The following is a 21,531-nucleotide window of genomic DNA, read 5'->3' on the forward strand; positions in this document are numbered from 1 at the left end:
GGTGGCTTGTCGCCCTTCTACCAAAGCGCGCACGGGCGTCTACCGCCCATAGGTCTTTGCCAGTAGCCGTTGCTCTGCCGTTGTTCTGGACCGTTCACCAGCTTCGCTGGGCCAATCATAGAAGGCGAAGTTGTTCGGCTTGGCGGTGGGGCTGAGTTTGCGCGCCCGCCGCTTCATGGCACGGATACGTTTTTCAAGTTTCGCCCACAGGGGATGCGTTCTCCGATGCGTTGCATCCTGAAAGCCAGCGCCAAAGACATCGTTTTGAAGCGTGACCCAGCTGTTCGTCGGCTTCATCGGGGAAAACGGTCCCGGCACCACGTCATATCCACCATAGCCAATCATTGTCAGTCGGCGCACCCGCTTGCCGCAGGTCCCCACGAAATATCGTGACCATTGCACCCGGTCTGGCAGGCACAGCATGAGCCAGTCGTCATATGGGTTCTTTCCCTTGGGCACGAGCAGGATGTAGCGATTGAGGCGGTTATAGCCGGGGATGGACCGGTGATCCTTGAGGCGGGATTTCTGAAAGTCAGCCTTGGGAACAGGCAGGGTCACTGAAGGGAACTGATTGGTCAGGGCGCCGAACAGTTCGCCCTCGGTTTTGACGCCTGCGCGTTTGGATAGACGGCGGATCCGGTCGTCTCTCAATTTGGGCAGTTTGCGGCCTAATGGGGAATAGGTCGAAGTGATGACGATGGGTTTGAGTTCAATCTGATCTTTGTAGGCCTGATTGAGCAGGCCCTCGCCGCAGTCCTCAACGCCGACCGGTTGGAAGCCTGCACCCATAGCGCCCCAATCAAGGCCCGACACTTTGCCCCAATCGGGGAAAAGCTCGGTCGGGGCGATGTGGAAATCAAGGTTCTTGGCGGAAATCATAGGCACCTCGCGTCATCAAATGCCGCGAGTGTACATCCGAGGGGCTGTCGCCCCAAAGCCCTAAACGCGGTGGTAGGGGCTGCCGCCCAGGATTGAGGCGGCGCGATAGAGTTGCTCGGTGAGCATCACGCGCGCCAGCATGTGCGGCCAGACCATTTTGCCGAAGGACAGCGAAGTGTCAGCCTCGGCTCGCAAGGATGGATCAATGCCGTCTGCGCCGCCGATGACAAAGGCCACATCACTGCGTCCGCTGTCGCGCCAGCGGGCCAATTGCTCGGCAAATTTCGGGGACGTCATCACGGTGCCGCGCTCGTCCATTGTGCAGATGACAGCGCCTTTGGGGATCGCTTTGCGCAATAACGGGGCTTCGCCCGCCATGCCGCCGGACTTGCGATCCTCTACTTCTGTGATGGACAAGGGACCGAGACCCAAACCCCGCCCAGTTCGGTCAAAGCGGGTTCGGTAGTCTTCGATCAACGCGCGTTCTGGGCCCGCCCGGAGGCGGCCCACCGCGCATATATGGACCCGCATTTACGCCTTTGGCGCGTCGGCAGGGTCCATCCACATCTTTTCGATCTGGTAGAAGTCGCGGACTTCTGGACGGAAAAGATGCACGATCACATCGCCTGTATCGATCAGAACCCAATCACCGGTTGCCTTGCCTTCGACACGTGAGAACACGTTTGCCTCGGACTTGGCCTTTTCGATGATCTTGTCCGCAAGCGCCGAGACCTGACGGGTCGACCGGCCAGAGGCCACGACCATGTAATCGCCCATTTCGGATTTCCCGCGCAGGTCAATCTCGACGATGTCTTCGGCTTTTTCTTCGGAAAGGGTGGTCACGATTAGGGTCAGCAACCCTTCGCTGGTGACTTTCTGTTGGGACCCGGCCACGGGCAAGGACCCTTTGTCTGCGGGCGCACCCGCTTCAGACAGCAATGACAGGACAGTGTCCTCCTTACGACGCTGCCTTTTACCCGGCAGCCTGGGATGATTGGAAAATAGCAAGCGTTGTGTGGAATCTCAATGATTCACGGGTGCGACCATGCGGGCACACACCCCTAAGGCGTGCCCAATGCGCAACATTTCACCGATCGGCAGGCCAAGTTTCAGCCGCAAGGCGGCAATGCAGCAAGGTCGGCCGTGCTGAACCAGCTTGATACCGGAGCATTGTCGATCAATGGGCGTCGACCGTCGCCGGACGCGAGTTGAACGAACACCGACGCAGTCGCAGTCGGCGCAGGGCCGGGACCAAATGCGCAGGGCTCGCCATCAACGGCAAAGACGCCCTCGGTCGCGCGCGGGGCTTCAGCCTCCCACGCGCGCAGGCGCAGCTGCTGGCCGCGGAACTTTGGCCAATCCACCGGATCAATCCGAAGCCCCGTCAGACCGTCGATTTCCACGGTCTGCAGAATGTAGATTTCACGATCGGATTCACCTGAGTCGCTGCGATCAGCGCCAAAGGTAACATTGGCAGACCCCGGCAAAATCCCCAGTCCCTGCGGCAGGTCGAGGAACACGGTCACTTCGGCGGGATCGGCTGTCAGCGGTGAGAGATCAGCGAATTCGCGAACGGTGTCGAAATCGACAAACCCGCAGGCGGATACCAGACCAAGAGCGCAAACAATGGATGGGATTGGCTTGGCCATGCGGCACCCCTTTGGCGAAATAGACATGAGCAATTCGGGACCACGGTCCGTCCCGGATAGCGTAGGGTCAAATCTTTCACCGGACAACGACCCGCCCTGATTAGGGGCGGTTTGCGCGACAATTCTCTGATCTTTAGCGGATTGTTTTTGTTTCCGTAGGTTCGGTATCCGGGATGGCGCCGTCGGCGGTCAACGGTGGTTCCACCATCCGCACTTCGCGTTGCGGGAACGGGATGGAAATGCCGTGCTCTTTGAACGTGTCCCAGAGCGCCAGATAGACGTTGCCGCGAATGTTGGTCAGGCCGTCGGTCGGATCGAGAATCCAGAACCGCAGAATGTAGTCCACGCTGCTGTCGCCAAATCCGACGATGTGGCAGACGGGCGTTCGGTCATGCAGGACGCGATCCACGCTCTTTGCTGCCTCGACTGCGATTTTACGCACGAGGTGGGGGTCATCGCCGTAGGCCACGCCGAAAAAGATATCGAGCCGGACAAACTGGTCCGAGTGAGACCAATTCACCACCTGATTGGTGATCAGGTCTTCGTTCGGGATCAGGTACTCCTTACCATCCCGCGTCACGACGCTGGCGTAGCGTGCACCCAAAGTCTGAATCCAGCCAAAGGTGTCGCCAAGGCTGATGACGTCGCCGGGTTTGATGGATTTGTCGAGAAGGATGATCACGCCCGAAACGAGGTTCGACACCACCTTTTGCAAGCCAAAGCCCAAGCCAACGCCGATGGCGCCTGAGAGGAAAGCCAAGCCGGTCAGGTCGATGCCAACGGCCTGAAGGCCGAAGAAGAGGGCAAGTCCGTAAAACAGGATTTGCAGCGCCTTGACCACAAGCACCTGCATCGAAGGTGACATGTCCTCAGACTGGCGGATGCGTTGCGACGTTGTGCGCGTGAAAAACCGTGCCAATGTCAGCACGACCGCCAAGCTGATGAAAGCCTGTATCACCGTCAGGAGAGACAGGCGCACGTCGCCGACCGACACGGCGGCGGCGTCCAGCACGGCAATGGTTTCGTCCAACAAACCTGTGATTAACAGCGTCGTGTAGGCCCATGCACCATACTGAAAGACGCCGCGTAGAAAGGGGTTACGGATCAGCCGGGTCAGAAGGGCAACGATGATCCATGCAAAGGCCAAGGTGCCGATGATGCCAAGAAGATAGGATCGCGACGGCCACGTGATTTCGCGCATCGTCCAGACGACCGTCCAGATCAACACGACGAACAGGATGCCCGCCAACCGTTGCTGGATCGCCAGAACCGATTTGATCCGCCAAAGCGGCCACGATTTCCGATTGGACAGCCATGTGCGGATGCGCGGGCCCAGATAGCGTGCCAAGAGCCAAGCTGCGATATAGAGCCCGATGGCAATCAAAAGCTGGTAGGCGTTCCACGGGCGCAACAACCCGGCCAAAAACCCTTGGCCTGACGACAGCGCCTCTGTCAGCAACTCGCGGGCGGGATCGGGCAGGCTTTCGGGAACAGGCAGGGTTTGGAAAGGATAAAACATGGGCAACCGTTGCGCAGCGACGTTTTCATAGCAACGCAATTTGCTGCAAAATGTTCCCAAACCGCTGAAAACTGGCGGTGTTTCGCGGTTTGAGGCGGGGCCTTTGTGTCAGTGACGCAGGTTTTGAACTATGTCCTCCATGCTCCGACGAACATCGCCGCTGGCGGCTTCGGTCGCCTCTGATAGCGATTTGATTTCCTGCGCGATCACCGTAAAGCCGCGACCTGCATCGCCTGCACGGGCGGCTTCGACGGCCGCGTTCAACGCTATCAGGCGGACCGTTCGGCTGATGTTGTCGATCCGGTCCATGGCCTCTCCTGCGGCGGCACGGGCCGACATGGCGCGCTTGCGTTCGTCAACGACCATGGCTTGGTAGGACGCATCAAGTGCGTCGGCGATGGCCACAGCTTTGAAATGAAACTCGGCATAGGTGTAGCTGATCAGCGTTTCGACCTCTGGCACGCTGATCGGGTCGGGACCTTCCAGCGCGCGGATCACGTTGCCACCCATCCGGCCAAGTTCGCCCAAGACACGCAGGCTGTCTGGAAACTGATCAGCGATACCGCGCATCCAGACATATGCGCCTTTGTGCAAATGGTCCGAGCGCCCCGATCCGTTGATGCCACCCAATAGAGTCATGTATCCAGCATGCGCGCGCTTGGCCCCTGCTAGCGCAGCGGCTTGCGACGTGACATCTTCGCTGATCTTCGCAATGCAGGTGAACATTCCCATGCGGATTGCATGGGTGCGCAACAAGAACGCTATGCCTGCCATGGCCGAAAAGGCAGCCTCATCCGGGCGGCCGCGCAGGGTGGCAGTAGGGAAATCTATTTCAAAGTCGACATCGTAGCTGGTCATGCGCAATCGCTACGCGCTCTGGGTTAACGCCAGATGACCGGAAGACCGCAATTAGCCGCTGATTGGGACCGCGATTTCATTCCGCCGTGACCATGGCGGCGTCATGGGATCGTCGTAGAAATAGTAACGAGGGGCATCCATGATCTCGAAGCCCTGGTTTGCCGCGTAGGTCACAAGCTGTTCGGTGTAATCGGCGATGCGACGGTCTGTGCGCAGGCCAGAGAACTGGATCACCAATTGCCGTTCCGGTTCGGTTTCCACAAAGCGCACAGCATCGGATTGCGCCTTGGGCAAATCGTCAAGCGTGAAGGCGGCGGGCATCATGAAGCTGACGGTCCAATTACCGCCCGAGGGGGCCTGTGCCACCGGAACAGTCATGGCGATCTTTTCCCCATCTGCATTGCCGCCAAAGATGTAGTTCGCCAAGACCTGAAATCCGCGCGCGATGGCACGGTTTCGGTTCCCTTCGACAGTGACCTCAGCAAGGATGTGGGGGGCATAATCCCGCACCTCGATCGCGCCTTGTGTCGAGCGCACGGTGTAGGATGGCATCTCATAGCCTTTGTAGCGCGTTCCTTCGGTCGCAGCGGCTACGCTTGCGGCGATCAAAACGGCGCACATGCCAACCTGAATAGCTTTGAATGCGGGCATGCCGGCACTCCTAATGTGTCAATCTGCTCTGGTTACGCAGGAAATAGGCGTGTGGATCAGACTTGCCCGACCAAGGCGGAGGGCGTATTGACGCGGGGCAATGAACCGAGTCTTTGACATCGCTGACCGCTCGCGCATGCCATGGCGCTTTTTTTGGTGTCGCCAAGACCGCTGTCGCGCGACTACGCTGATCGCTGCCATGCAGGGGTGACCGCAACGCCCCGCCCGCACTATTCGCAAATTCACGTATCAGGAGGACCCATCGATGGCCCCCAAGACGCTCTATGATAAAATCTGGGACGCACATGTCGCCCATGAATCCGAAGACGGCACCTGCCTGCTTTATATCGACCGCCACCTTGTTCACGAAGTGACCAGCCCGCAGGCCTTTGAAGGGCTGCGTATGGCAGGCCGCAAGGTACATGCGCCTGACAAGACGATTGCTGTTCCGGACCATAACGTGCCGACCACGCCGGGCCGCGAAGACCCGTCGAACATGACCGAGGACAGCGCCATTCAGGTTGCAGCGCTGGACAAGAACGCCAAGGAATTTGGCATTCATTACTATCCTGTGTCCGATGTCCGTCAGGGGATCGTTCACATTGTGGGGCCAGAGCAAGGTTGGACGCTGCCAGGTATGACCGTCGTCTGCGGCGACAGCCACACCGCGACCCATGGCGCATTCGGTGCGCTGGCGCATGGCATCGGGACGTCAGAGGTTGAGCACGTTCTGGCCACCCAGACGCTGATCCAGAAGAAGTCCAAGAACATGAAGGTCGAGATCACCGGCAAGCTGAAGCCGGGTGTGACCGCCAAGGACATTACGCTTGCGGTGATTGGCGCGACCGGGACCGCAGGCGGCACCGGCTACGTCATCGAATACTGCGGCGAAGCCATTCGCGACCTGACCATGGAAGGGCGCATGACCGTCTGCAACATGGCCATCGAAGGCGGCGCGCGTGCGGGTTTGATCGCACCGGATGAGACCACCTTTGAATATGTCAAAGGCCGCCCACACGCCCCGAAAGGCGCGCAATGGGAAGCCGCGATGGACTGGTGGAAAACGCTCTATACCGACGAAGGCGCACATTTTGACAAGGTCGTCACGCTGAAAGGTGAAGATATCCAGCCTGTCGTGACGTGGGGTACCTCGCCAGAAGACGTGCTGCCGATCACGGCGACCGTTCCTGCGCCAGAGGATTTTGAAGGTGGCAAAGTCGGCGCAGCGCAACGCGCGCTGGAATACATGGGTCTGGAGCCTGGTCAAAAGCTGACCGACATCGAGATCGACACCGTCTTCATCGGGTCCTGCACCAACGGTCGGATCGAAGACCTGCGCGCCGCAGCCGAAATCCTGAAAGGCAAGAAAATCGCGGTGAAACGCGCGATGGTTGTTCCGGGTTCTGGTCTTGTGCGCGCACAGGCTGAGGAAGAAGGGCTGGCTGACATCTTTAAAGAGGCCGGGTTTGAATGGCGTCTGGCGGGGTGTTCCATGTGCCTTGCCATGAACCCTGATCAGTTGAGCGAGCACGAGCGCTGTGCAGCAACGTCGAACCGCAACTTTGAAGGGCGTCAGGGCTACAAAGGCCGTACGCACCTTGTATCGCCTGCGATGGCGGCGGCTGCGGCTGTGACCGGCAAACTCACCGACGTGCGGGAGATGATCTGATGGATAAATTCACCAAACTCACCGGGATCGCGGCGCCCATGCCGCTGGTCAACATCGACACAGACATGATCATCCCGAAGGTCTTTCTGAAGACCATCAAACGGTCGGGCCTTGGCGTGAACCTGTTCGACGAGATGCGGTATGATCGTCAGGGCAACGAGATCGAGGATTTCGTGCTGAACCAGCCGCAGTATCGCGAGGCCGAGATTTTGGTCGCTGGTGACAACTTTGGCTGCGGGTCATCGCGTGAGCACGCGCCATGGGCGATCAAGGATTACGGCATCCGCTGTGTGATCTCGACGTCCTTTGCCGATATCTTTTTCAACAACTGCTTCAAGAACGGCATCCTGCCAATCGTGGTGAGCGAAGAAGAGCACGCGTTGCTGATGAAAGACGCTGAAAAGGGCTCGAACGCGCGGATCACCGTCGATCTGGAGGCCCAAGAGGTTACCACGTCAGACGGTGAGGTGATCGCGTTCGAGGTTGACGCATTCAAGAAGCATTGCCTGTTGAACGGGTTGGATGACATCGGTCTGACGATGGAGAAATCGGCCAGCATTGATGCATTCGAAGCTCAGGCATCGCAGGCGCGCCCTTGGGTGTGAGCCTGATGCGACATTGAGGTTCAGCAAGGCCGCCTTATAGGCGGCCTTGTGCGTTTTAGGGTGCTGGCTCGGTCCCTGACGGACTGTCTGGTTTGGAACAATCGGTGCGCCTGCCCGTTCCTTTGACAACAGATCGAAGGAGCACATCATGACTTCCCCTCGCTTGATGCTCATCTCGGGCGTCTTTCTTATCGTTGGCGGCTTTGTCGCCCTTCTGGCCCCTCTGGCGGCATCACTGGCCGCGACCCTGTCGGTTGGCTGGTTCTTTCTGATTCAGGGTGGTGTTGGCCTGTGGGCCGCGTTTCAGGATGCGACAGATCGTTGGTGGCAACTTGCCATGGGTGTTCTGGGCATTGTTCTGGGGCTGAGCTTTATCATCAACCCAGTCGGCGGCATCGTATCGCTGACCCTGTTTGTGGGCGCGGTCTTAATGGCCTCTGGCGGCACGCGCCTGTGGATGGCCTATCGGGGATCCTTTGGCGTGCCGCGCTGGGTGCTGATCCTGTCAGGATTCGCGTCGCTGCTGCTGGGTCTGTTTATGGCGTTTGGCGCGTTTGGCGCGGGCGCTGTCATCCTTGGTATCGTGATCGCCTTTGAGATGGTTTCGATGGGCGCGGCACTGGTGGCCATGGGTTGGCGCGGCAAGGCGCCGTCGGCATCATCATCGGACACATCCGACGCACCAGCGGTTATGCCGGGATCTGACCACAGCGCTGCCGGAACACCGCGACACGCGTAAGTCAGGATAAAACCGCAAGATTGCGAGGCCGCTCCCGCGTTGCTCGGGCGGCCTTTTGCATGTGCAAAATTCAGCGAGCGTAGCGGTGCGTGATGCAAGAGTAACACAAAGCCGTGTACTAGCTGCCAATCCTGTTTTTGTAGGTTTTGACGCGGAGGGCAGCGAAGACACAACATATAGCTGCCCAACCTGTGCCACATTTTCGTTGAGCGCCAAGGCGCGCCCTTGATGCCACAGTTTTAATCGCAAACTGCAAAAATCTTTCTGCTAGTAAAAACAGTTCCTTGCCCGGCGAAGTGAAAGTGGGCACAATCGGGGCAATAATGAGGCACCCGGTTCAGCAGGCCGGGATCAATACACGGGACAAGACACCGGCAACGTATCGGCGTCGTCCATGATTGAGGGTTTGGCAGTGATTTCACGGCTCCCAGGGGCGTTTTTGCGTTCCCTTTTGATCATCTGGATGGTGGCGACCCCGTCGCTTCTATTGCCGGGTGTGACACATGACGCGACCCAGATCGCGATCCTAGTCGCGGTCTTTGCCGGGATTTTGACCTTTGTCGAATACAGTTCGGCCTATCCCAGTTTTGTAGAATTTCGACACGCCCCGCCGTTTAACCGGGTGCGGTTCCTGTCGCTGTTCTTCACCATCGTATTCCTGACTTTGATTGCGCGCGGCAAGGTGCATCCGACGGCGCTGACCGAGTTTGTCTCAGAGGTCGGTAGCATTATCGGGATGTTGATAGATTTTCCGTATTCACCAGTCCGCAACGTGGTGTTGATGCTGCCTGAGGACGCGACGCCGCAACTCATCGAAATGGTGCGCACGGCGGCCGGCATGGCGTATCTTTGCTCGCTGACCTCTCTTGCCGTGTTCTTGATCATTCTGCGCCTCGACAAGTGGCCAAGCCGCCACGGAGACTTCAACGTCTATATCAATTTGCCGACGTTTGATCCCACCGCCGGTGGCGACGTTGTCGAGCGGTTGCAACGGGACGCGCGCGTTAACGTGGCATTAGGATTTGTCCTGCCATTCTTGATACCGGCGGTCGCGACCATCGGGTCGGCCAACTTCACGGCCCTGTCGATTGAATCGCCGCAGACCTTGATCTGGACGATGAGCGCATGGGCCTTTTTGCCGACAAGTCTGTTCATGCGCGGGATCGCGATGGCTCGTGTTGCGCAAATGATCGAGGACAAGCGCCGCCGCCGTTATGCCGAATTTGGCGAGGACGGGCTTATTGCCTGACGCTTTGGCTGGCCCTGATTTGGGGGCTCAGCGGTGCTGCGGCGTATGCTGACAGCGTTCGGGTTGCGACATGGAACAGCGAGCTTACGCGCAAGCATCCGACACTGCTTTTGCGCGATATCCTGCGAGGTGGGGATGACGGCGTCGAAAACGCTGTCGACCTGATTGCCCGAGCACAGCCGGATATCCTCATTCTTCAGTCTTTTGACTTTGATCTGCACGGTCATGCGCTGGATGCATTTGCGGATGCGCTGGCAAAGGCGGGTTGGTCGATGCCGCATAGTTTTGCGAGGCCCCCGAATACCGGGGTCATGACGGACGTCGATCTGGACGGTGATGGTCGTACACATGAGCCACGAGATGCGCAGGGATACGGTTGGTTCGCCGGACAAGGCGGCATGGCTGTGCTGTCACGCTTTCCCGTCATGTCAGACGCGGTTCTGGATCATTCAGACCTGATCTGGGCTAACCTGCCATGGGCGCGATTGCCGCAATCGGGCGGGCAACCGGCCATGACCCCAGACGTGAGGGCCGTCCAACGCCTATCGACAACGGCTCATTGGCAGGTGCCGATCAAGACTCCGCAGGGGGTGCTTGAGGTCTGGACATCGCATCACACGCCGCCTGTCTTTGACGGACCTGAGGATCGCAACGGATACCGGAATGCGGATGAGTTGCGGTTTTGGTATCGCAAGTTGCCCACGGCGCGGGCCGCCTTTGTCTTGGCCGGGGATTTCAATCTTGATCCTCTGCGTGGTGACGGGCAGCGGGCTATGATGGCTGATGTCCTCAGTCACCCGGCGGTGCAGGATCCACGTCCAACAGATGATACCGGATCGCTTGCAACGGCGGATTTTGAACGAGATATCGGCCGCCTTCGGGTCAGCTATGTCTTGCCCGCTGCCTGCCTTCGGGTCGAGGGCAGCGGGCTTGAATGGCCGCGATCAACCGGTGGCGGTCTGTCGCGCCATGCCTTGGTCTGGGTGGATCTGCGGCTTGGCGGCCGCTGCAAGGGCGCTGGCGGCTGAACTGTCCCTGTGTTCGGGTGCCAGTTCTGCCAACCGTGCGCCATCCAGATGATGCGGGCGATCCCAAAGGTATTTCATGGCGCTCAGGTAACGCGACAGGTGTAGGAATGGCGCCGTCAGGCGGATCGGGAGCCATGGGAACCGCCGGGTGCGCAGGGGCTCACCCGTGACTCTTTCCAAAACTTCCCGCATCTGTTGTCCGGTCAAGGTCAGGCCGGGATAGGGCACATCCTCGAACGTCTGCAGGTCATGGCGCTTCTCGGCCAAGGCAACCGCCGCACGGGCCATGTCGGGCAAAAACGCCCAAGCGTGGCTGACGTCGGTCGGACCGGGATAGACAAAAATACCCTTGCTGAGCCTGGCTGTCATGACCTTGTCGAACCAGTTGCCCGACGGTTCATCATCCAGAAAGTCACCCGCGCGCAGGATGATGGTGCGGACCCCGTCGCGCCTGTAGGCGGCTTCCATATCCTTGCGCACCTCACCGTAGCCGGTCGACGGAAGCTGCGGCGTATCTGCGCTCAACCGTTCCGGCATTGTGTCGCCGTAACCATAAATGTTGCCGGGTATGATGACGGTCGCACCCGATGCCAGCGCCACCTCACGGACCTGCGCGTGCAGTTTCGGAACCTGATCGGCCCAATCCTGGGGGGCCATGTGCCACGCGTTGACGATCACGTCTGCGCCCCATGCTGCATCCCAAAGGTTGTCCGTTGCGCGATTGAATGTGCGGACGTCCCACCCGGCTTGGGCAAAGGCGTTGGAGGCATGACGGCCAAACCGACCGGTTGCGCCTAGAATAAGAACTGTCTGTTGCATGGTGATCTCCTTCGATCTGATGACGCAGACCTAGCGACCGTTTCTGCTAAACAAAATTGACCAAAATCCTTCCTCTGATATTCATAAATGAATGAACGACTCGATCAGATCCCTCGACTGGGCACTCGTGCAGGCTTTTCTCGCAGTGGCGGAAGAAGGCTCGTTGAGCGCGGCGGCACGGCGCACGGGGGCGTCCCAACCCACTGTGGGCCGCCAGATCAAGGCGATTGAAGAGGCGCTGAAATCCAAGCTCTTCGCGCGCCATGCCCGCGGTTTTGAACTGACCGATATGGGCGAGGCGATCTTGCCAGCTGCACGGGCCATGGCTCAGGCGATGAATGATATCCGCGTCGCTGCGGCCACCCGCGAAACGGAACTGGCGGGATCGGTGCGCATCACGGCTTCGGTCAACGTCTCTCACGCTTTGTTGCCGCCACTTCTGGCCCGCGTCCGCGAAAGCTATCCGGGGATTCAGATTGATCTGGTGTCGACCGATGACAGCGAAAACCTGTTGTTTGGCGCCAGCGATATCGCCATCCGCATGTATCGGCCCACGCAGCTTGACCTTGTAACGCAGTATCTGGGTGACCTGCCGTTGGGGCTTTATGGGGCCAAATCATATCTTGAACGTGTCGGGCGACCCAATGGCGTTACCGATGTGCTCAAGATGGATTTGGTTGGGCACGATACACTGACGCGGATCGTCGATGGCATTCGCGGCTTTGGCTATCCGATCACCCGCGAGGATTTTGCCACGCGCACCGATGATGTTCTGACGATGTGGGAACTGGTGGTGGCTGGCTGTGGGCTTGGGTTTTCGCCCTGTGTCGTCGCCGATGCAGACCCAAGGGTCGAGCGAGTCCAACTGCCCGTGGCCATCCCGTCATTGCCGATGTGGTTGACAGCCAGCGAGGCTATGCGGGCAACACCCCGGATACGCGCAGTATGGGACCTGATCGCTGCCGAGTTCCCGCGACTGACCGCTTCTTGACGCTGGGGGCGCAGGCGGCTACCGCCTTGGCGACTGTTTAAAAGGAGCGCACCATGTCGAACCCATCCCTTTTGATCCTGCCCGGCGACGGCATTGGCCCCGAAGTCATGGCCGAGGTGCGCAAGATCATTGATTGGTTTGGCACACGGGGATTGACCTTTGATGTGTCCGAGGACCTAGTGGGTGGCGCAGCCTATGACGCGCATGGCGTGCCGTTGCACGATGACACGATGGCCAAGGCTCAAGAGGTCGATGCGGTTCTGCTGGGTGCAGTCGGCGGCCCAAAATACGATGATCTGGATTTCAGCGTAAAGCCAGAGCGCGGCCTGCTGCGTCTGCGCAAGGAAATGGACCTGTTTGCCAACCTGCGCCCAGCCCAGTGTTTTGACGCGTTGGCCGATTTCTCGTCGCTCAAAACGGATATCGTCAGCGGTCTGGATATCATGATCGTGCGCGAGCTGACTTCGGGCGTTTATTTTGGTGAGCCACGCGGCATCCACATGGAAGACAACATGCGCGTCGGCGTAAACACTCAACGCTACACCGAGGCCGAGATCGAACGCGGCGCGCGCGCTGCGTTTGAACTGGCCATGAAGCGAGACAAGCGTCTGTGCTCGATGGAAAAGGCCAACGTGATGGAATCCGGCATTCTTTGGCGCGACGTGGTGACCGAGGTGTCCAAGGATTACCCAGAGGTCGAACTGAGCCACATGTACGCTGACAACGGTGCGATGCAGCTGGTCCGCGCGCCCAAGCAGTTCGACGTGATCTACACCGACAACCTGTTTGGCGACATTCTGTCCGACTGTGCGGCCATGCTGACCGGGTCGTTGGGCATGCTACCATCCGCGTCACTGGGCGCACCGATGGAGAATGGTCGTCCCAAAGCATTGTATGAGCCGGTCCATGGTTCGGCTCCGGACATTACTGGACAAGGCAAGGCCAACCCATGTGCTTGCATCCTCAGCTTTGCGATGGCTCTGCGCTATTCGTTTGACCAGGGCACAGAGGCGACGCGCCTTGAGCAAGCCGTTGAGAAGGTGCTGGCCGACGGTGTTCGCACCGGGGATCTGATGCAGGCCGATGGCGGCACCCCTGTCAGCACGTCCGAGATGGGCGACGCGGTGATTGCAGCGCTCGAAGCTTCGGTCGCCGGTTAGGTCTTTGTTCAGCCTCTCTAGCTAGGGTCCAAGAAAGACCGGCTGGAGATGATTATGGGACTGCCGCTGGATTGGCGACGCGATCCAATCGTGCAGATCGAAAATATCATGTTGCCGGTTCTGACCGGCACATGCGCCATCCTTATGGCGTCCGACGACCAACCTTCCGCGCGAGTCAGGTGGCATAGCAACGTGCAAAAGGTCATTGGCCTTTTGCGCAGCGGCGCGGATGAATGGCTTGAGCCTGTGGGTTTTCCGCTCGACACGGCTGGGCGCAAGATTTGCGATGACGCCGCTGATGCGCTGGCAAAACTGAATGGGCAGGTCGAGCGGGATGCTGGCAGTAAAAGTCCAACCGCCGCCGTCACGACCTTTCAAACAGAATGCCTGCCATCCCTGATACGCGCGCTTGATGCGATCCGCGCGGTTTTCATTGGTGGCGTGTTGGTGCGTCAATCGCAGCACGCGGCGAACACAGAGCGCGCGCTGCAGGAATTGAGTACGATCAGCAAGACGATCCTCTTCATTTCAATCAACGCGTCGATAGAGGCAGGGCGCGCGGGCGATGCTGGGCGCAGTTTTTCGGTGATTGCCGGGGACATCCGCACACTGGCTCAAAATGCACAACAAACGATCGCCGCGATAAAAGCGGGGTAGGCGATGGGCTGATGGCTTTCGTTCACGTGCGAGGCCTGTTTATGGTGCCGCGAGGAAATCGACAGGTGATGCATGTCAGCAAATGTCCGGGCAACTCTTCTGGCCCTTTTGGCCTTTGGCATATTTTCCACCCATGACGTGATCGTCAAAACGCTGGGCGCATCCTATAGCCCGTTTCAGGTGGTTTTCTTCTCGGTTCTCTTTGGGTTTCCGATCGCGACGGTTCTGCTGTTGCGGGACAACACCGTCGGGACGCTGATCCCCAAATACCCGATGTGGACCGTTATTCGGACGCTGGCGGCGGTGATCACGGGCGCTTCTGCTTTCTACGCGTTCTCGGTGCTTCCACTGGCTCAGACCTATGCGATTATCTTTGCCTCACCGCTTTTGATCACGATCATGGCGATCCCTATTCTGGGCGAAAAGGTTGGACTGCGTCGTGGGCTGGCTGTGCTGGTCGGATTGGCCGGCGTTCTTGTGGTCCTTCAGCCCGGCGCGACCGAGCTGACTTTTGGACATTTGGCAGCATTGTGCTGTGCAATTTTTGGCGCGCTGGCCTCTGTCATCGTGCGCAAGATTGGACGCGAAGAGCGGTCCATTGTCCTGATCCTGTACCCGATGGTCGCCAACTTTGTGATCATGGCCGTCTTGCTGCCGTTTGTTTACCAACCCATGCCGGTTGAGCATCTGGGCCTTTTGTTCCTGATCTCGCTATTTGCGACGGTGGCGGGTCTCTTGGTGATCCAGGCCTATCGTCTGGGTGAGGCGGTGATAGTCGCACCGATGCAGTATTCGCAAATCCTGTGGGCAACGCTTTATGGCGCGCTGTTCTTTGGTGAACAGCCAGAAATGAACACCGCGATCGGGGCCGCGATCATCATCGCGTCTGGCGTCTATATCGTTCTGCGCGAAGGGTCGGGCAAATCTGCGTCGACCCAACCGGTTCTGCGCACGCGCTCGCGGGTCGGAACGCCGACAGCGCCGCGTATTTCGTCACTGTTCCGCCTTGGAGGCGAAGAGCCACCAAATGCACCAAAGCAGGAACAGACGCTGCCCGAACCGCCGCAGGAGAAACCCGCCATGCGGGGTTTGCCCGGGCGCACACCGCGCCGTCACTAGGGGGCGGCAGGCGAGGCCCTGCGCCACAGGTCCGTGTGTCCGTTGGAGTGGTGCAACCCCGGCCAAACTCTGGTTCCGCGAGGTCGGGGCGAAGGCTTGAACGCTCTCGCCCCAGTGGATCAGATCATCCGTTCAGCAATTCCGCCAAGGCCGCGATTTCGCTTTGTTGCAGTTCGTGACCGCCGGGGTGAAGCGATTGTGTCACCGCTGCCCCTTGGGCTGTGTACCACGCGATCAGTGCTTCCGTCGCCGGCAGCGGGGCGATCGGGTCGCGATGGCCGCCGGTGATCAAGACGCGCTTGCCGTCCAAGTCCATGCTATCAGGGGTCCACGGAATGAGAGGGTGCAACAGGCCAACACGATCAAACAGATCAGGGCGTGCCATAGTCACGGCAGCTAGGATATTGGCCCCATTCGAATAACCGAACCCATAGACAGGGATGTCCGGATGGGCGGCTTTGTGGGCCGCCACGTAATCCGCTATCTTGTCTGTCGCGCGGGCAAGGTCGGCCATATCGTAGACGCCTTCGCCCGTGCGTCTAAAGAACCGGGCTGCGCCCATTTCGGACACATCCCCACGTGGGGACACAACGCCCGCGCCGGGAACAATTGACTGTGCGAGGTCAAAGAACTGACGCTCATCGCCACCCGTGCCGTGCAAGGCGAATAGCAAAGGTTTGCCGGTTTCGGGTGTGGTCGTGAGGGCGTGGTAGTGATCGGGTGTTTGGACAGTGGGAGTCACTTTAGATTTCCCTTCGAATGCAGGGGAAAGCCCGGCGTTGCCGCCGGGCGTCAGCTTTGATCAGGCTTTGTCTAGGCCGCCAATTCCGGCAGGCGCGCCTCGATCTGCGCGCGATGCGGTTCATAGCGTGTCGGCAGCTTCAGTGCCTGACCCAGGTTCGCGGTATCCTCATCGCGGTCAAAGCCGGGCTCGTTCGTGGCAATCTCAAACAGCACACCACCCGGCGTGCGGAAATAGATCGCCCAGAAATAGTCGCGGTCGATAACCGGCGTCACTTGATACCCTGTGTCCATAAGCGCCTCGCGAACACGCAATTGAGCAGCGCGATCCTCAACGGCAAAGGCGATATGGTGAACTGACCCTGCGCCTTGGTTGGCGGTTGGGGCGGACGCCGATTGTTCAAGGTCGATGGTGTCGGCAGCGTTTCCGCCTTCGATCACATAGCGGGTCACATCGCCTTCACTCTCGGCCTTTTGGTATCCCATGAAGGTTAGCAGTTCTCCGGTTGCGTCTGCGTCGCGCAATCGGAAGCGAGCCCCGTTAAAGCCCAGGATACCCGCGTCGGCGCTGATGCCGTTCCCGGTCCAGGGGGTGCGGTCACGGTCGTCGGTTTCGACCAAGGCAAAGCCGTCGCCATCTGGGCCGTCAAAGTTCAGGCGGGTTTCACCGAAAGCTGTGCCTTGGCTCAGGCCTGTGACACCTTGCTTGCTCAGATGATCGGACCAAAAACTGAGCGACCCTTTGGGCACGGCGAATTCCGTCACGCCCACCTCGCCCGTTCCGCGTTTACCGCGGGGCATCTGGCCAAAGGGAAAGTAAGTCATGACAGAGCCGGGGGTACCGACTTCGTCACCGTAATAGAGGTGATAGACCTCTGGCGCGTCGAAGTTCACGGTTTTCTTGACCCGGCGCAGGCCAAGTGTGTTCGTGAAGAAAGTATTGTTTTCGTTGGCATCTGCAGCCATCGACGTAACGTGGTGCAGGCCTTTGATATCGGTGATCATGGCGGTCTCCTGTTCTGTTGAGACAGAGGTAGGCCGTGTCAGTGTTTCGGTGAATGGCGATGATTGAGCATTTACTATTGCCATTGGTGCAATAATCATCGGTTCATGGACGAATTGAAACCCATCCGCGTGTTCCTTGAGGTCGCGCAACACCTGAGCTTTACCAAAGCCGCGCGCGCCCTGCGCATGACGCCCGCATCGGTCACGCGCATCGTTGCGCGGCTTGAGGAAGAGATGGGTCAGCAATTGCTGGTGCGCACAACGCGACAGGTATCGCTGACCAGCGCAGGCGCGGTGGCGGTGGCGCGGTATGCACCTTTGGTGGCGGAGTTTGACCGTGTTGGACAGGACATTACGCGGGCCATGCGGCCTGACCTCGGGCGGCTTCGGATCAACGCGCCGCTGTCGATGGGTTTGCGTATCCTGCCGCAGATGGTGGATAGCTTTCGTCTTGCCTACCCGCGGATTGATCTGGATGTACATCTGACGGACGCGTTTGTGGATGTGATCGACGAAGACTGCGATCTGGCGATCCGCATCTCTGGTCCGCCGTCTGACAAATCCACCATTTGGCGCAAGCTGTGCGAGGTGCCTCGATCCGTCTTGGCCGCGCCGACTTTGACAGAGCGACACGCAGGTGTCGTCGATCCCGATGACCTCCGGGCCATGCCATTGATGAGCTACAGTGTAACCGGTGATCCAGAAAACTGGAGCCTGACCCAAGGGCTCGAGCGCCGCGTCATCCGGGCGGGCACGCAGATCGTGTCGAACAACGGGGACTTCCTGCTTGAACTGGCGCGCGGCGGGCATGGGGTTTGTGTGCTGCCGGATTTCATCGCGCGTGAGGCTTTGGACGCAGGAGAACTGACGCGGCTCGTCGCAGACTGGGACCTCCCGCCGCTTTGGCTGACGCTGTATTATCCCCCTTATGAGCAACTGCCGCCGTTGGTCGCGACCTTCAGCGAATTCTTCGAGGCCTATGTGCGGGACTTGGAGGGGATGGAATTTTGAGGGCTGCGAACCCAGCAATGCGGATGCCGCTGACCTGAGGGGTGGTGCTAAGTACCGATACTCGTTGCGCGATTCGTTTGGTCAGATGCCTCAGCCTAAAGCGGGACGGTGCAAGACCTTGTGGACTTGCTCAACGCGAAAGGACGGCTAGGAAATCGTCGTCACATCGCCCTCATCATCGACGAGGGTCACGCGGCTCCCGGTCTTTCGGGCGGTATCCCAAACGGCATCTTTGGACATCAGACACATGGCTGTCGACAGCGCATCGGCGCGCGTGGCGTCGGCGGCTTCGACGCTGACTGTGCTCCAGACCGGCGCAACAGCGGGGTGCATGATGTGGGATGCTGCGCCCAACCTGAGCGCGCCCGGAGACGATGTTGCGATGGCGCTATTCATCAGACTGCGCTGACCGACCAATCCCTGCGCCGGGTCGGATAGACCCAAGCGAAACGGACCACCGATGGCCAAATGTTCCCCGATATTGATCAAGGCATGGGTTAGTCCGTGATCTATCAGGACATCGCGCACGCGGTCGGTGATAAAGCCTTGCGCGATGCCGTTCAGGGTCAGTTTCTGACCGGGGGCCAGTGTCACCTGATCGTCCATCTCGACCTGATCCCATCCAAAGGTATCCGGGTCCGCAGCGTATCCATGGGCCGCTGCATCCCAGAGAGTTTGAATAGTCGGATCGAACAGGCCTCCGGTCAGGCGGTGGGCAATGTCAGCCTCTTGCAGGATTGCACGCATATCGGGGCTGGGCGTTGCTTGGCCGTTGTCGTTCAGATGGGATAGCTCAGACGTGGGGTCGTACAAGGAAAACGCCCGCTCCAGCCTGAGTAGCGTTGTGACGGCGGCATCCAAAGCTGACTGATCGCCGCCATGCAGCTCAATCGAAACCTCTGCACCCAAGGCACGACCGTTCCAGCGGTGTGTGGCAGCTGTCGCAGCCGAAGCGATGCAGGCTGCGCTGATGGCGATGAAGCGGCGGCGGTTCATGCTCATGCCGTGGCCCCCTTCAGCGTTCGGCCCTTCTTGGCGGCGATGATCAGCGGCACGCATTGCTTGGGGCTGTCATGGATGGTGACGCAGTCGAGGCATTCAAAGCACTCGGAGTAGTCGATTTTGCCATTTTGTTTGATTGCCGCGTATTTGCATTTCACCTTGCAAAGCTGGCAGGGTGATCCGCATTCCTCGCGCCGCTCTATCCAATCGCGGCCGCGCAGCAGCCCGCCGATGGCCATCAGTGCGCCTAGGGGGCAGACGTAGCGGCAGAATCCTTTGAACAAAGTCATCGACAGGATCAGCCAGAAGGCGGCATAGGCGACATAATACCATTCGCGGACAAAGAACGTGGTGATAGCCGTTTTAAAAGGTTCAACCTCGGCGGCCTTATCCATGGCTGTTGGCGCGTAGACCGTGACCCCGACCAGAGCGGCAAGAACGACGTATTTCACCCATTTCAGACGAGCGTCCCACGCCGCAGAGGGTTCGATCTGCGGGATGCGCAGCAACCGGCCAAAATGGTTCGCGAACTCCTGCAACGCGCCAAAAGGGCAGAGCCAACCGCAGAAAAGACCCCGACCCCACGCGACCAGACCGGCGATTGCGACGGCCCAGATGACAAGCGAAAACGGATCGTAGACAAGGAACGCATAGCTGCCGCTTGAAATTGCCGCCTGTAGTGTGGCCAGCGGCGTAACGATCGACAACTGCCCCTGTCCCCACCAGCCGATAAAGCCAGTCACAACGGCAAGCGTCACCAGTCGGATAGCGATAAAGTTCGGATGCGCGGCCAGCCGTCGCATTCCGAAGCCAAGGACAAGCACCAGCCCAGTCAAAAAGACGCCAAGGATGATCAGGTCGCTCAACCTGTTGCGGATCGCATCGACCCATGGCGGCGCGGGTTCAATCACTTCGGCGCGCAAGTAGAACCGTTCATCCGTGCTGTGCTGCGCCTCTAGCGGGACGGACCCAACTTCGGGTTGGAACAGGCCGTGTTCGCGTGTCGCCTCAACCTTAAGCGTCCATTCCTGTGTGGGGTCGAACCCCAACCGCCTATCGGTGCGCAGGATCAAGGCCTGTCCGTAATCGACGGCATCGTGCAGTTCCCATGGAACGTCGTCATGCAATTCGATGATCAGGTCCGCGTCGCGCATGGACACCGGAAACCCACCCTGTTCGGCACTGATCCAGTCGGGTGCCGTGTTGCGGACGAATTCCTCTGACACCAATCCATGACGGCCTGTATCGACAACAAGGATCGGCTCGTCGCTGGGCGAGATTTCGAGAAAATCCTGAAGCTCTTCATAACCATCGTCGGACAGGACCGCCTGCGCAACCGACGGCGCCCCAAGATCGACGACCCAAAGGTCCAGATAGGTGCCGTCTGGGTCTTCGGTCGCTTCTGGGTCGTCGTCTTCCCAGATGGTGTCGGTGAAGGCGGCATTTATCTGGGCGTTCGTCCAAGTCTTGCGTTTGACAATTCCGTCCGCGACGAGCGCGTCCCAATCCAGGTCCTCGGCATAGTCACGGTTTGGGTAGGCGGGCGGTCCCACGGACACACCGCCCATCTTTTCACGGGCGACCTGAAGTGCAGCAGCAAGGATGCTCTCGTGGGCAATGCGGACAGATGCCGTCGCCTTGGTTACACCATCTAGATAGACCAGAGCCGATGAGTCCGATCCGCCGCCATAGGGTGAGCCGACGACCAGGCTGTCGCCGATGCTGTGCCCCTGGTACTGTTCAAAAAAGGCGTGGAAGGGGGCCTGTCCCAGCCCGCTGACAAAGATCGGTTCGTTATGGTCGATCAACTGGACGTCCAGAAATCGGCCTTCGAGGTCGAGAACAACAAGCACGTTGATCGGCGCGCCGGAAAACCCGGGCAAGGGTGCCATGGGCAATGTCTCGAACACGTAACCAACATGGCCGCCGCCAGAGTTCAGAAGCTGATAAACGCCTTTGTCATTGACGGGCTCGCCCAGTTCCATCGGGGCAAATATCCGTTCAGCGATGGCCTCACGCGGGGAAGGTTCGGCCCACAGAACAGGGGCCGTCAGCAGGCTGATCACAAGAGCAGCAGCCCAAAGTCGGAACGAGGCAAGACAAGCCATTCCCGCGACCATAATTGAGCGGCTGTTTGCGCCCAAATGCGACTAAGGTCTTGAGACCTATGCGCCCGGCGC

Annotated in this window: 22 protein-coding genes; 10 read left to right on the forward strand and 12 right to left on the reverse strand. The window is 59.2% G+C overall.

What is annotated here, in order from left to right:
• Positions 1-39: 39 nt before the first annotated feature.
• The 7 genes from FE702_RS12820 to FE702_RS12850 all read right to left on the reverse strand — a co-directional run bounded on the left by FE702_RS12820 (position 40) and on the right by FE702_RS12850 (position 5,556).
• Positions 40-879, reverse strand: coding sequence for a hypothetical protein (locus FE702_RS12820; RefSeq protein WP_147126699.1), 840 nt, complete (start codon positions 877-879; stop codon positions 40-42).
• A gap of 60 nt (positions 880-939) precedes the next feature.
• Positions 940-1,410, reverse strand: a complete 471-nt coding sequence (gene rlmH, locus FE702_RS12825; RefSeq protein WP_147126700.1) for a 23S rRNA (pseudouridine(1915)-N(3))-methyltransferase RlmH — start codon at positions 1,408-1,410, stop codon at positions 940-942.
• On the reverse strand, positions 1,411-1,773 hold the full coding sequence (gene rsfS / locus FE702_RS12830) for a ribosome silencing factor (RefSeq protein WP_488168918.1): 363 nt from the start codon (positions 1,771-1,773) through the stop codon (positions 1,411-1,413).
• 215 nt (positions 1,774-1,988) lie between these two features.
• Complete coding sequence (locus FE702_RS12835; RefSeq protein ID WP_147126701.1) at positions 1,989-2,528, reverse strand: hypothetical protein; 540 nt, start codon at positions 2,526-2,528, stop codon at positions 1,989-1,991.
• A 133-nt stretch (positions 2,529-2,661) separates the two neighbouring features.
• Positions 2,662-4,047: a mechanosensitive ion channel family protein gene (locus FE702_RS12840; RefSeq protein WP_147126702.1), complete on the reverse strand. Its 1,386-nt coding sequence runs from the start codon at positions 4,045-4,047 to the stop codon at positions 2,662-2,664.
• A gap of 108 nt (positions 4,048-4,155) precedes the next feature.
• Positions 4,156-4,905: a methyl-accepting chemotaxis protein gene (locus tag FE702_RS12845; RefSeq protein ID WP_147126703.1), complete on the reverse strand. Its 750-nt coding sequence runs from the start codon at positions 4,903-4,905 to the stop codon at positions 4,156-4,158.
• 51 nt (positions 4,906-4,956) lie between these two features.
• On the reverse strand, positions 4,957-5,556 hold the full coding sequence (locus tag FE702_RS12850; protein ID WP_147126704.1) for an SOUL family heme-binding protein: 600 nt from the start codon (positions 5,554-5,556) through the stop codon (positions 4,957-4,959).
• Between the two features lie 265 nt (positions 5,557-5,821).
• On the opposite strand from FE702_RS12850, the gene leuC reads away from it, so the two are divergent.
• The 5 genes from leuC to FE702_RS12875 all read left to right on the forward strand — a co-directional run bounded on the left by leuC (position 5,822) and on the right by FE702_RS12875 (position 10,846).
• Positions 5,822-7,225, forward strand: coding sequence for a 3-isopropylmalate dehydratase large subunit (gene leuC / locus FE702_RS12855; RefSeq protein WP_147126705.1), 1,404 nt, complete (start codon positions 5,822-5,824; stop codon positions 7,223-7,225).
• Positions 7,225-7,830, forward strand: coding sequence for a 3-isopropylmalate dehydratase small subunit (leuD, locus tag FE702_RS12860; RefSeq protein WP_147126706.1), 606 nt, complete (start codon positions 7,225-7,227; stop codon positions 7,828-7,830). Before leuC ends, leuD begins: the two co-directional genes overlap by 1 nt.
• 148 nt (positions 7,831-7,978) lie before the next feature.
• A complete protein-coding gene (locus tag FE702_RS12865) occupies positions 7,979-8,569 on the forward strand; it encodes an HdeD family acid-resistance protein (RefSeq protein WP_147126707.1) in 591 nt (196 codons plus the stop codon).
• Between the two features lie 439 nt (positions 8,570-9,008).
• Positions 9,009-9,818: a hypothetical protein gene (locus FE702_RS18885; RefSeq protein ID WP_346722163.1), complete on the forward strand. Its 810-nt coding sequence runs from the start codon at positions 9,009-9,011 to the stop codon at positions 9,816-9,818.
• Positions 9,819-9,835: 17 nt separating this feature from the next.
• Positions 9,836-10,846, forward strand: coding sequence for an endonuclease/exonuclease/phosphatase family protein (locus FE702_RS12875; protein ID WP_255449687.1), 1,011 nt, complete (start codon positions 9,836-9,838; stop codon positions 10,844-10,846).
• Here FE702_RS12875 and FE702_RS12880 read toward each other — a convergent pair.
• A complete protein-coding gene (locus FE702_RS12880) occupies positions 10,763-11,665 on the reverse strand; it encodes a Rossmann-fold NAD(P)-binding domain-containing protein (protein ID WP_147126709.1) in 903 nt (300 codons plus the stop codon). The two genes, FE702_RS12875 and FE702_RS12880, sit on opposite strands and share 84 nt — an antisense overlap.
• A gap of 91 nt (positions 11,666-11,756) precedes the next feature.
• Here FE702_RS12880 and FE702_RS12885 point away from each other — a divergent pair, with 91 nt between their 5' ends.
• The 4 genes from FE702_RS12885 to FE702_RS12900 all read left to right on the forward strand — a co-directional run bounded on the left by FE702_RS12885 (position 11,757) and on the right by FE702_RS12900 (position 15,592).
• Positions 11,757-12,656, forward strand: a complete 900-nt coding sequence (locus tag FE702_RS12885; RefSeq protein ID WP_147126710.1) for a LysR family transcriptional regulator — start codon at positions 11,757-11,759, stop codon at positions 12,654-12,656.
• A gap of 53 nt (positions 12,657-12,709) precedes the next feature.
• A complete protein-coding gene (leuB, locus tag FE702_RS12890; protein WP_147126711.1) occupies positions 12,710-13,816 on the forward strand; it encodes a 3-isopropylmalate dehydrogenase in 1,107 nt (368 codons plus the stop codon).
• Between the two features lie 54 nt (positions 13,817-13,870).
• Positions 13,871-14,473 carry a methyl-accepting chemotaxis protein gene (locus tag FE702_RS12895; RefSeq protein ID WP_186827082.1) on the forward strand — a complete coding sequence of 201 codons (603 nt, stop codon included), beginning with the start codon at positions 13,871-13,873 and terminating at the stop codon, positions 14,471-14,473.
• Between the two features lie 72 nt (positions 14,474-14,545).
• Positions 14,546-15,592: a DMT family transporter gene (locus tag FE702_RS12900; RefSeq protein ID WP_147126713.1), complete on the forward strand. Its 1,047-nt coding sequence runs from the start codon at positions 14,546-14,548 to the stop codon at positions 15,590-15,592.
• Positions 15,593-15,716: 124 nt separating this feature from the next.
• Here FE702_RS12900 and FE702_RS12905 read toward each other — a convergent pair whose 3' ends face one another.
• The gene (locus tag FE702_RS12905; RefSeq protein WP_255449678.1) at positions 15,717-16,334 is read right to left on the reverse strand and encodes an alpha/beta hydrolase; all 618 of its coding nucleotides are present in this window, start codon (positions 16,332-16,334) and stop codon (positions 15,717-15,719) included.
• A 71-nt stretch (positions 16,335-16,405) separates the two neighbouring features.
• On the reverse strand, positions 16,406-17,338 hold the full coding sequence (locus FE702_RS12910) for a ring-cleaving dioxygenase (RefSeq protein WP_147126714.1): 933 nt from the start codon (positions 17,336-17,338) through the stop codon (positions 16,406-16,408).
• A 105-nt stretch (positions 17,339-17,443) separates the two neighbouring features.
• Here FE702_RS12910 and FE702_RS12915 point away from each other — a divergent pair, with 105 nt between their 5' ends.
• On the forward strand, positions 17,444-18,349 hold the full coding sequence (locus tag FE702_RS12915) for a LysR family transcriptional regulator (protein ID WP_147126715.1): 906 nt from the start codon (positions 17,444-17,446) through the stop codon (positions 18,347-18,349).
• A gap of 147 nt (positions 18,350-18,496) precedes the next feature.
• Here FE702_RS12915 and FE702_RS12920 read toward each other — a convergent pair whose 3' ends face one another.
• On the reverse strand, positions 18,497-19,351 hold the full coding sequence (locus FE702_RS12920; RefSeq protein ID WP_147126716.1) for an FAD:protein FMN transferase: 855 nt from the start codon (positions 19,349-19,351) through the stop codon (positions 18,497-18,499).
• On the reverse strand, positions 19,348-21,459 hold the full coding sequence (locus tag FE702_RS12925; RefSeq protein ID WP_147126717.1) for a 4Fe-4S binding protein: 2,112 nt from the start codon (positions 21,457-21,459) through the stop codon (positions 19,348-19,350). Before FE702_RS12925 ends, FE702_RS12920 begins: the two co-directional genes overlap by 4 nt.
• Between the last annotated feature and the right edge of the window lie 72 nt (positions 21,460-21,531).

The organism is Shimia ponticola, from assembly GCF_007995215.1.
Classification (GTDB): Bacteria; Pseudomonadota; Alphaproteobacteria; order Rhodobacterales; family Rhodobacteraceae; genus Shimia_B; species Shimia_B ponticola.

Bases quoted from the DNA above. Each gene is read 5' to 3' on its own strand.
- leuC (WP_147126705.1), top strand. From the start codon at position 5,822: ATGGCCCCCAAGACGCTCTATGATAAAATCTGGGACGCACATGTCGCC.
- FE702_RS12865 (WP_147126707.1), top strand. From the start codon at position 7,979: ATGACTTCCCCTCGCTTGATGCTCATCTCGGGCGTCTTTCTTATCGTT.
- FE702_RS12910 (WP_147126714.1), bottom strand. From the start codon at position 17,338: ATGATCACCGATATCAAAGGCCTGCACCACGTTACGTCGATGGCTGCA.
- FE702_RS12880 (WP_147126709.1), bottom strand. From the start codon at position 11,665: ATGCAACAGACAGTTCTTATTCTAGGCGCAACCGGTCGGTTTGGCCGT.
- FE702_RS12900 (WP_147126713.1), top strand. From the start codon at position 14,546: ATGTCAGCAAATGTCCGGGCAACTCTTCTGGCCCTTTTGGCCTTTGGC.
- FE702_RS12845 (WP_147126703.1), bottom strand. From the start codon at position 4,905: ATGACCAGCTACGATGTCGACTTTGAAATAGATTTCCCTACTGCCACC.
- FE702_RS12850 (WP_147126704.1), bottom strand. From the start codon at position 5,556: ATGCCCGCATTCAAAGCTATTCAGGTTGGCATGTGCGCCGTTTTGATC.
- FE702_RS12920 (WP_147126716.1), bottom strand. From the start codon at position 19,351: ATGAGCATGAACCGCCGCCGCTTCATCGCCATCAGCGCAGCCTGCATC.
- FE702_RS12840 (WP_147126702.1), bottom strand. From the start codon at position 4,047: ATGTTTTATCCTTTCCAAACCCTGCCTGTTCCCGAAAGCCTGCCCGAT.
- FE702_RS12835 (WP_147126701.1), bottom strand. From the start codon at position 2,528: ATGGCCAAGCCAATCCCATCCATTGTTTGCGCTCTTGGTCTGGTATCC.
- FE702_RS12925 (WP_147126717.1), bottom strand. From the start codon at position 21,459: ATGGCTTGTCTTGCCTCGTTCCGACTTTGGGCTGCTGCTCTTGTGATC.
- FE702_RS12820 (WP_147126699.1), bottom strand. From the start codon at position 879: ATGATTTCCGCCAAGAACCTTGATTTCCACATCGCCCCGACCGAGCTT.
- FE702_RS12915 (WP_147126715.1), top strand. From the start codon at position 17,444: ATGGACGAATTGAAACCCATCCGCGTGTTCCTTGAGGTCGCGCAACAC.
- FE702_RS12895 (WP_186827082.1), top strand. From the start codon at position 13,871: ATGGGACTGCCGCTGGATTGGCGACGCGATCCAATCGTGCAGATCGAA.
- leuB (WP_147126711.1), top strand. From the start codon at position 12,710: ATGTCGAACCCATCCCTTTTGATCCTGCCCGGCGACGGCATTGGCCCC.
- rlmH (WP_147126700.1), bottom strand. From the start codon at position 1,410: ATGCGGGTCCATATATGCGCGGTGGGCCGCCTCCGGGCGGGCCCAGAA.
- FE702_RS12885 (WP_147126710.1), top strand. From the start codon at position 11,757: ATGAACGACTCGATCAGATCCCTCGACTGGGCACTCGTGCAGGCTTTT.
- leuD (WP_147126706.1), top strand. From the start codon at position 7,225: ATGGATAAATTCACCAAACTCACCGGGATCGCGGCGCCCATGCCGCTG.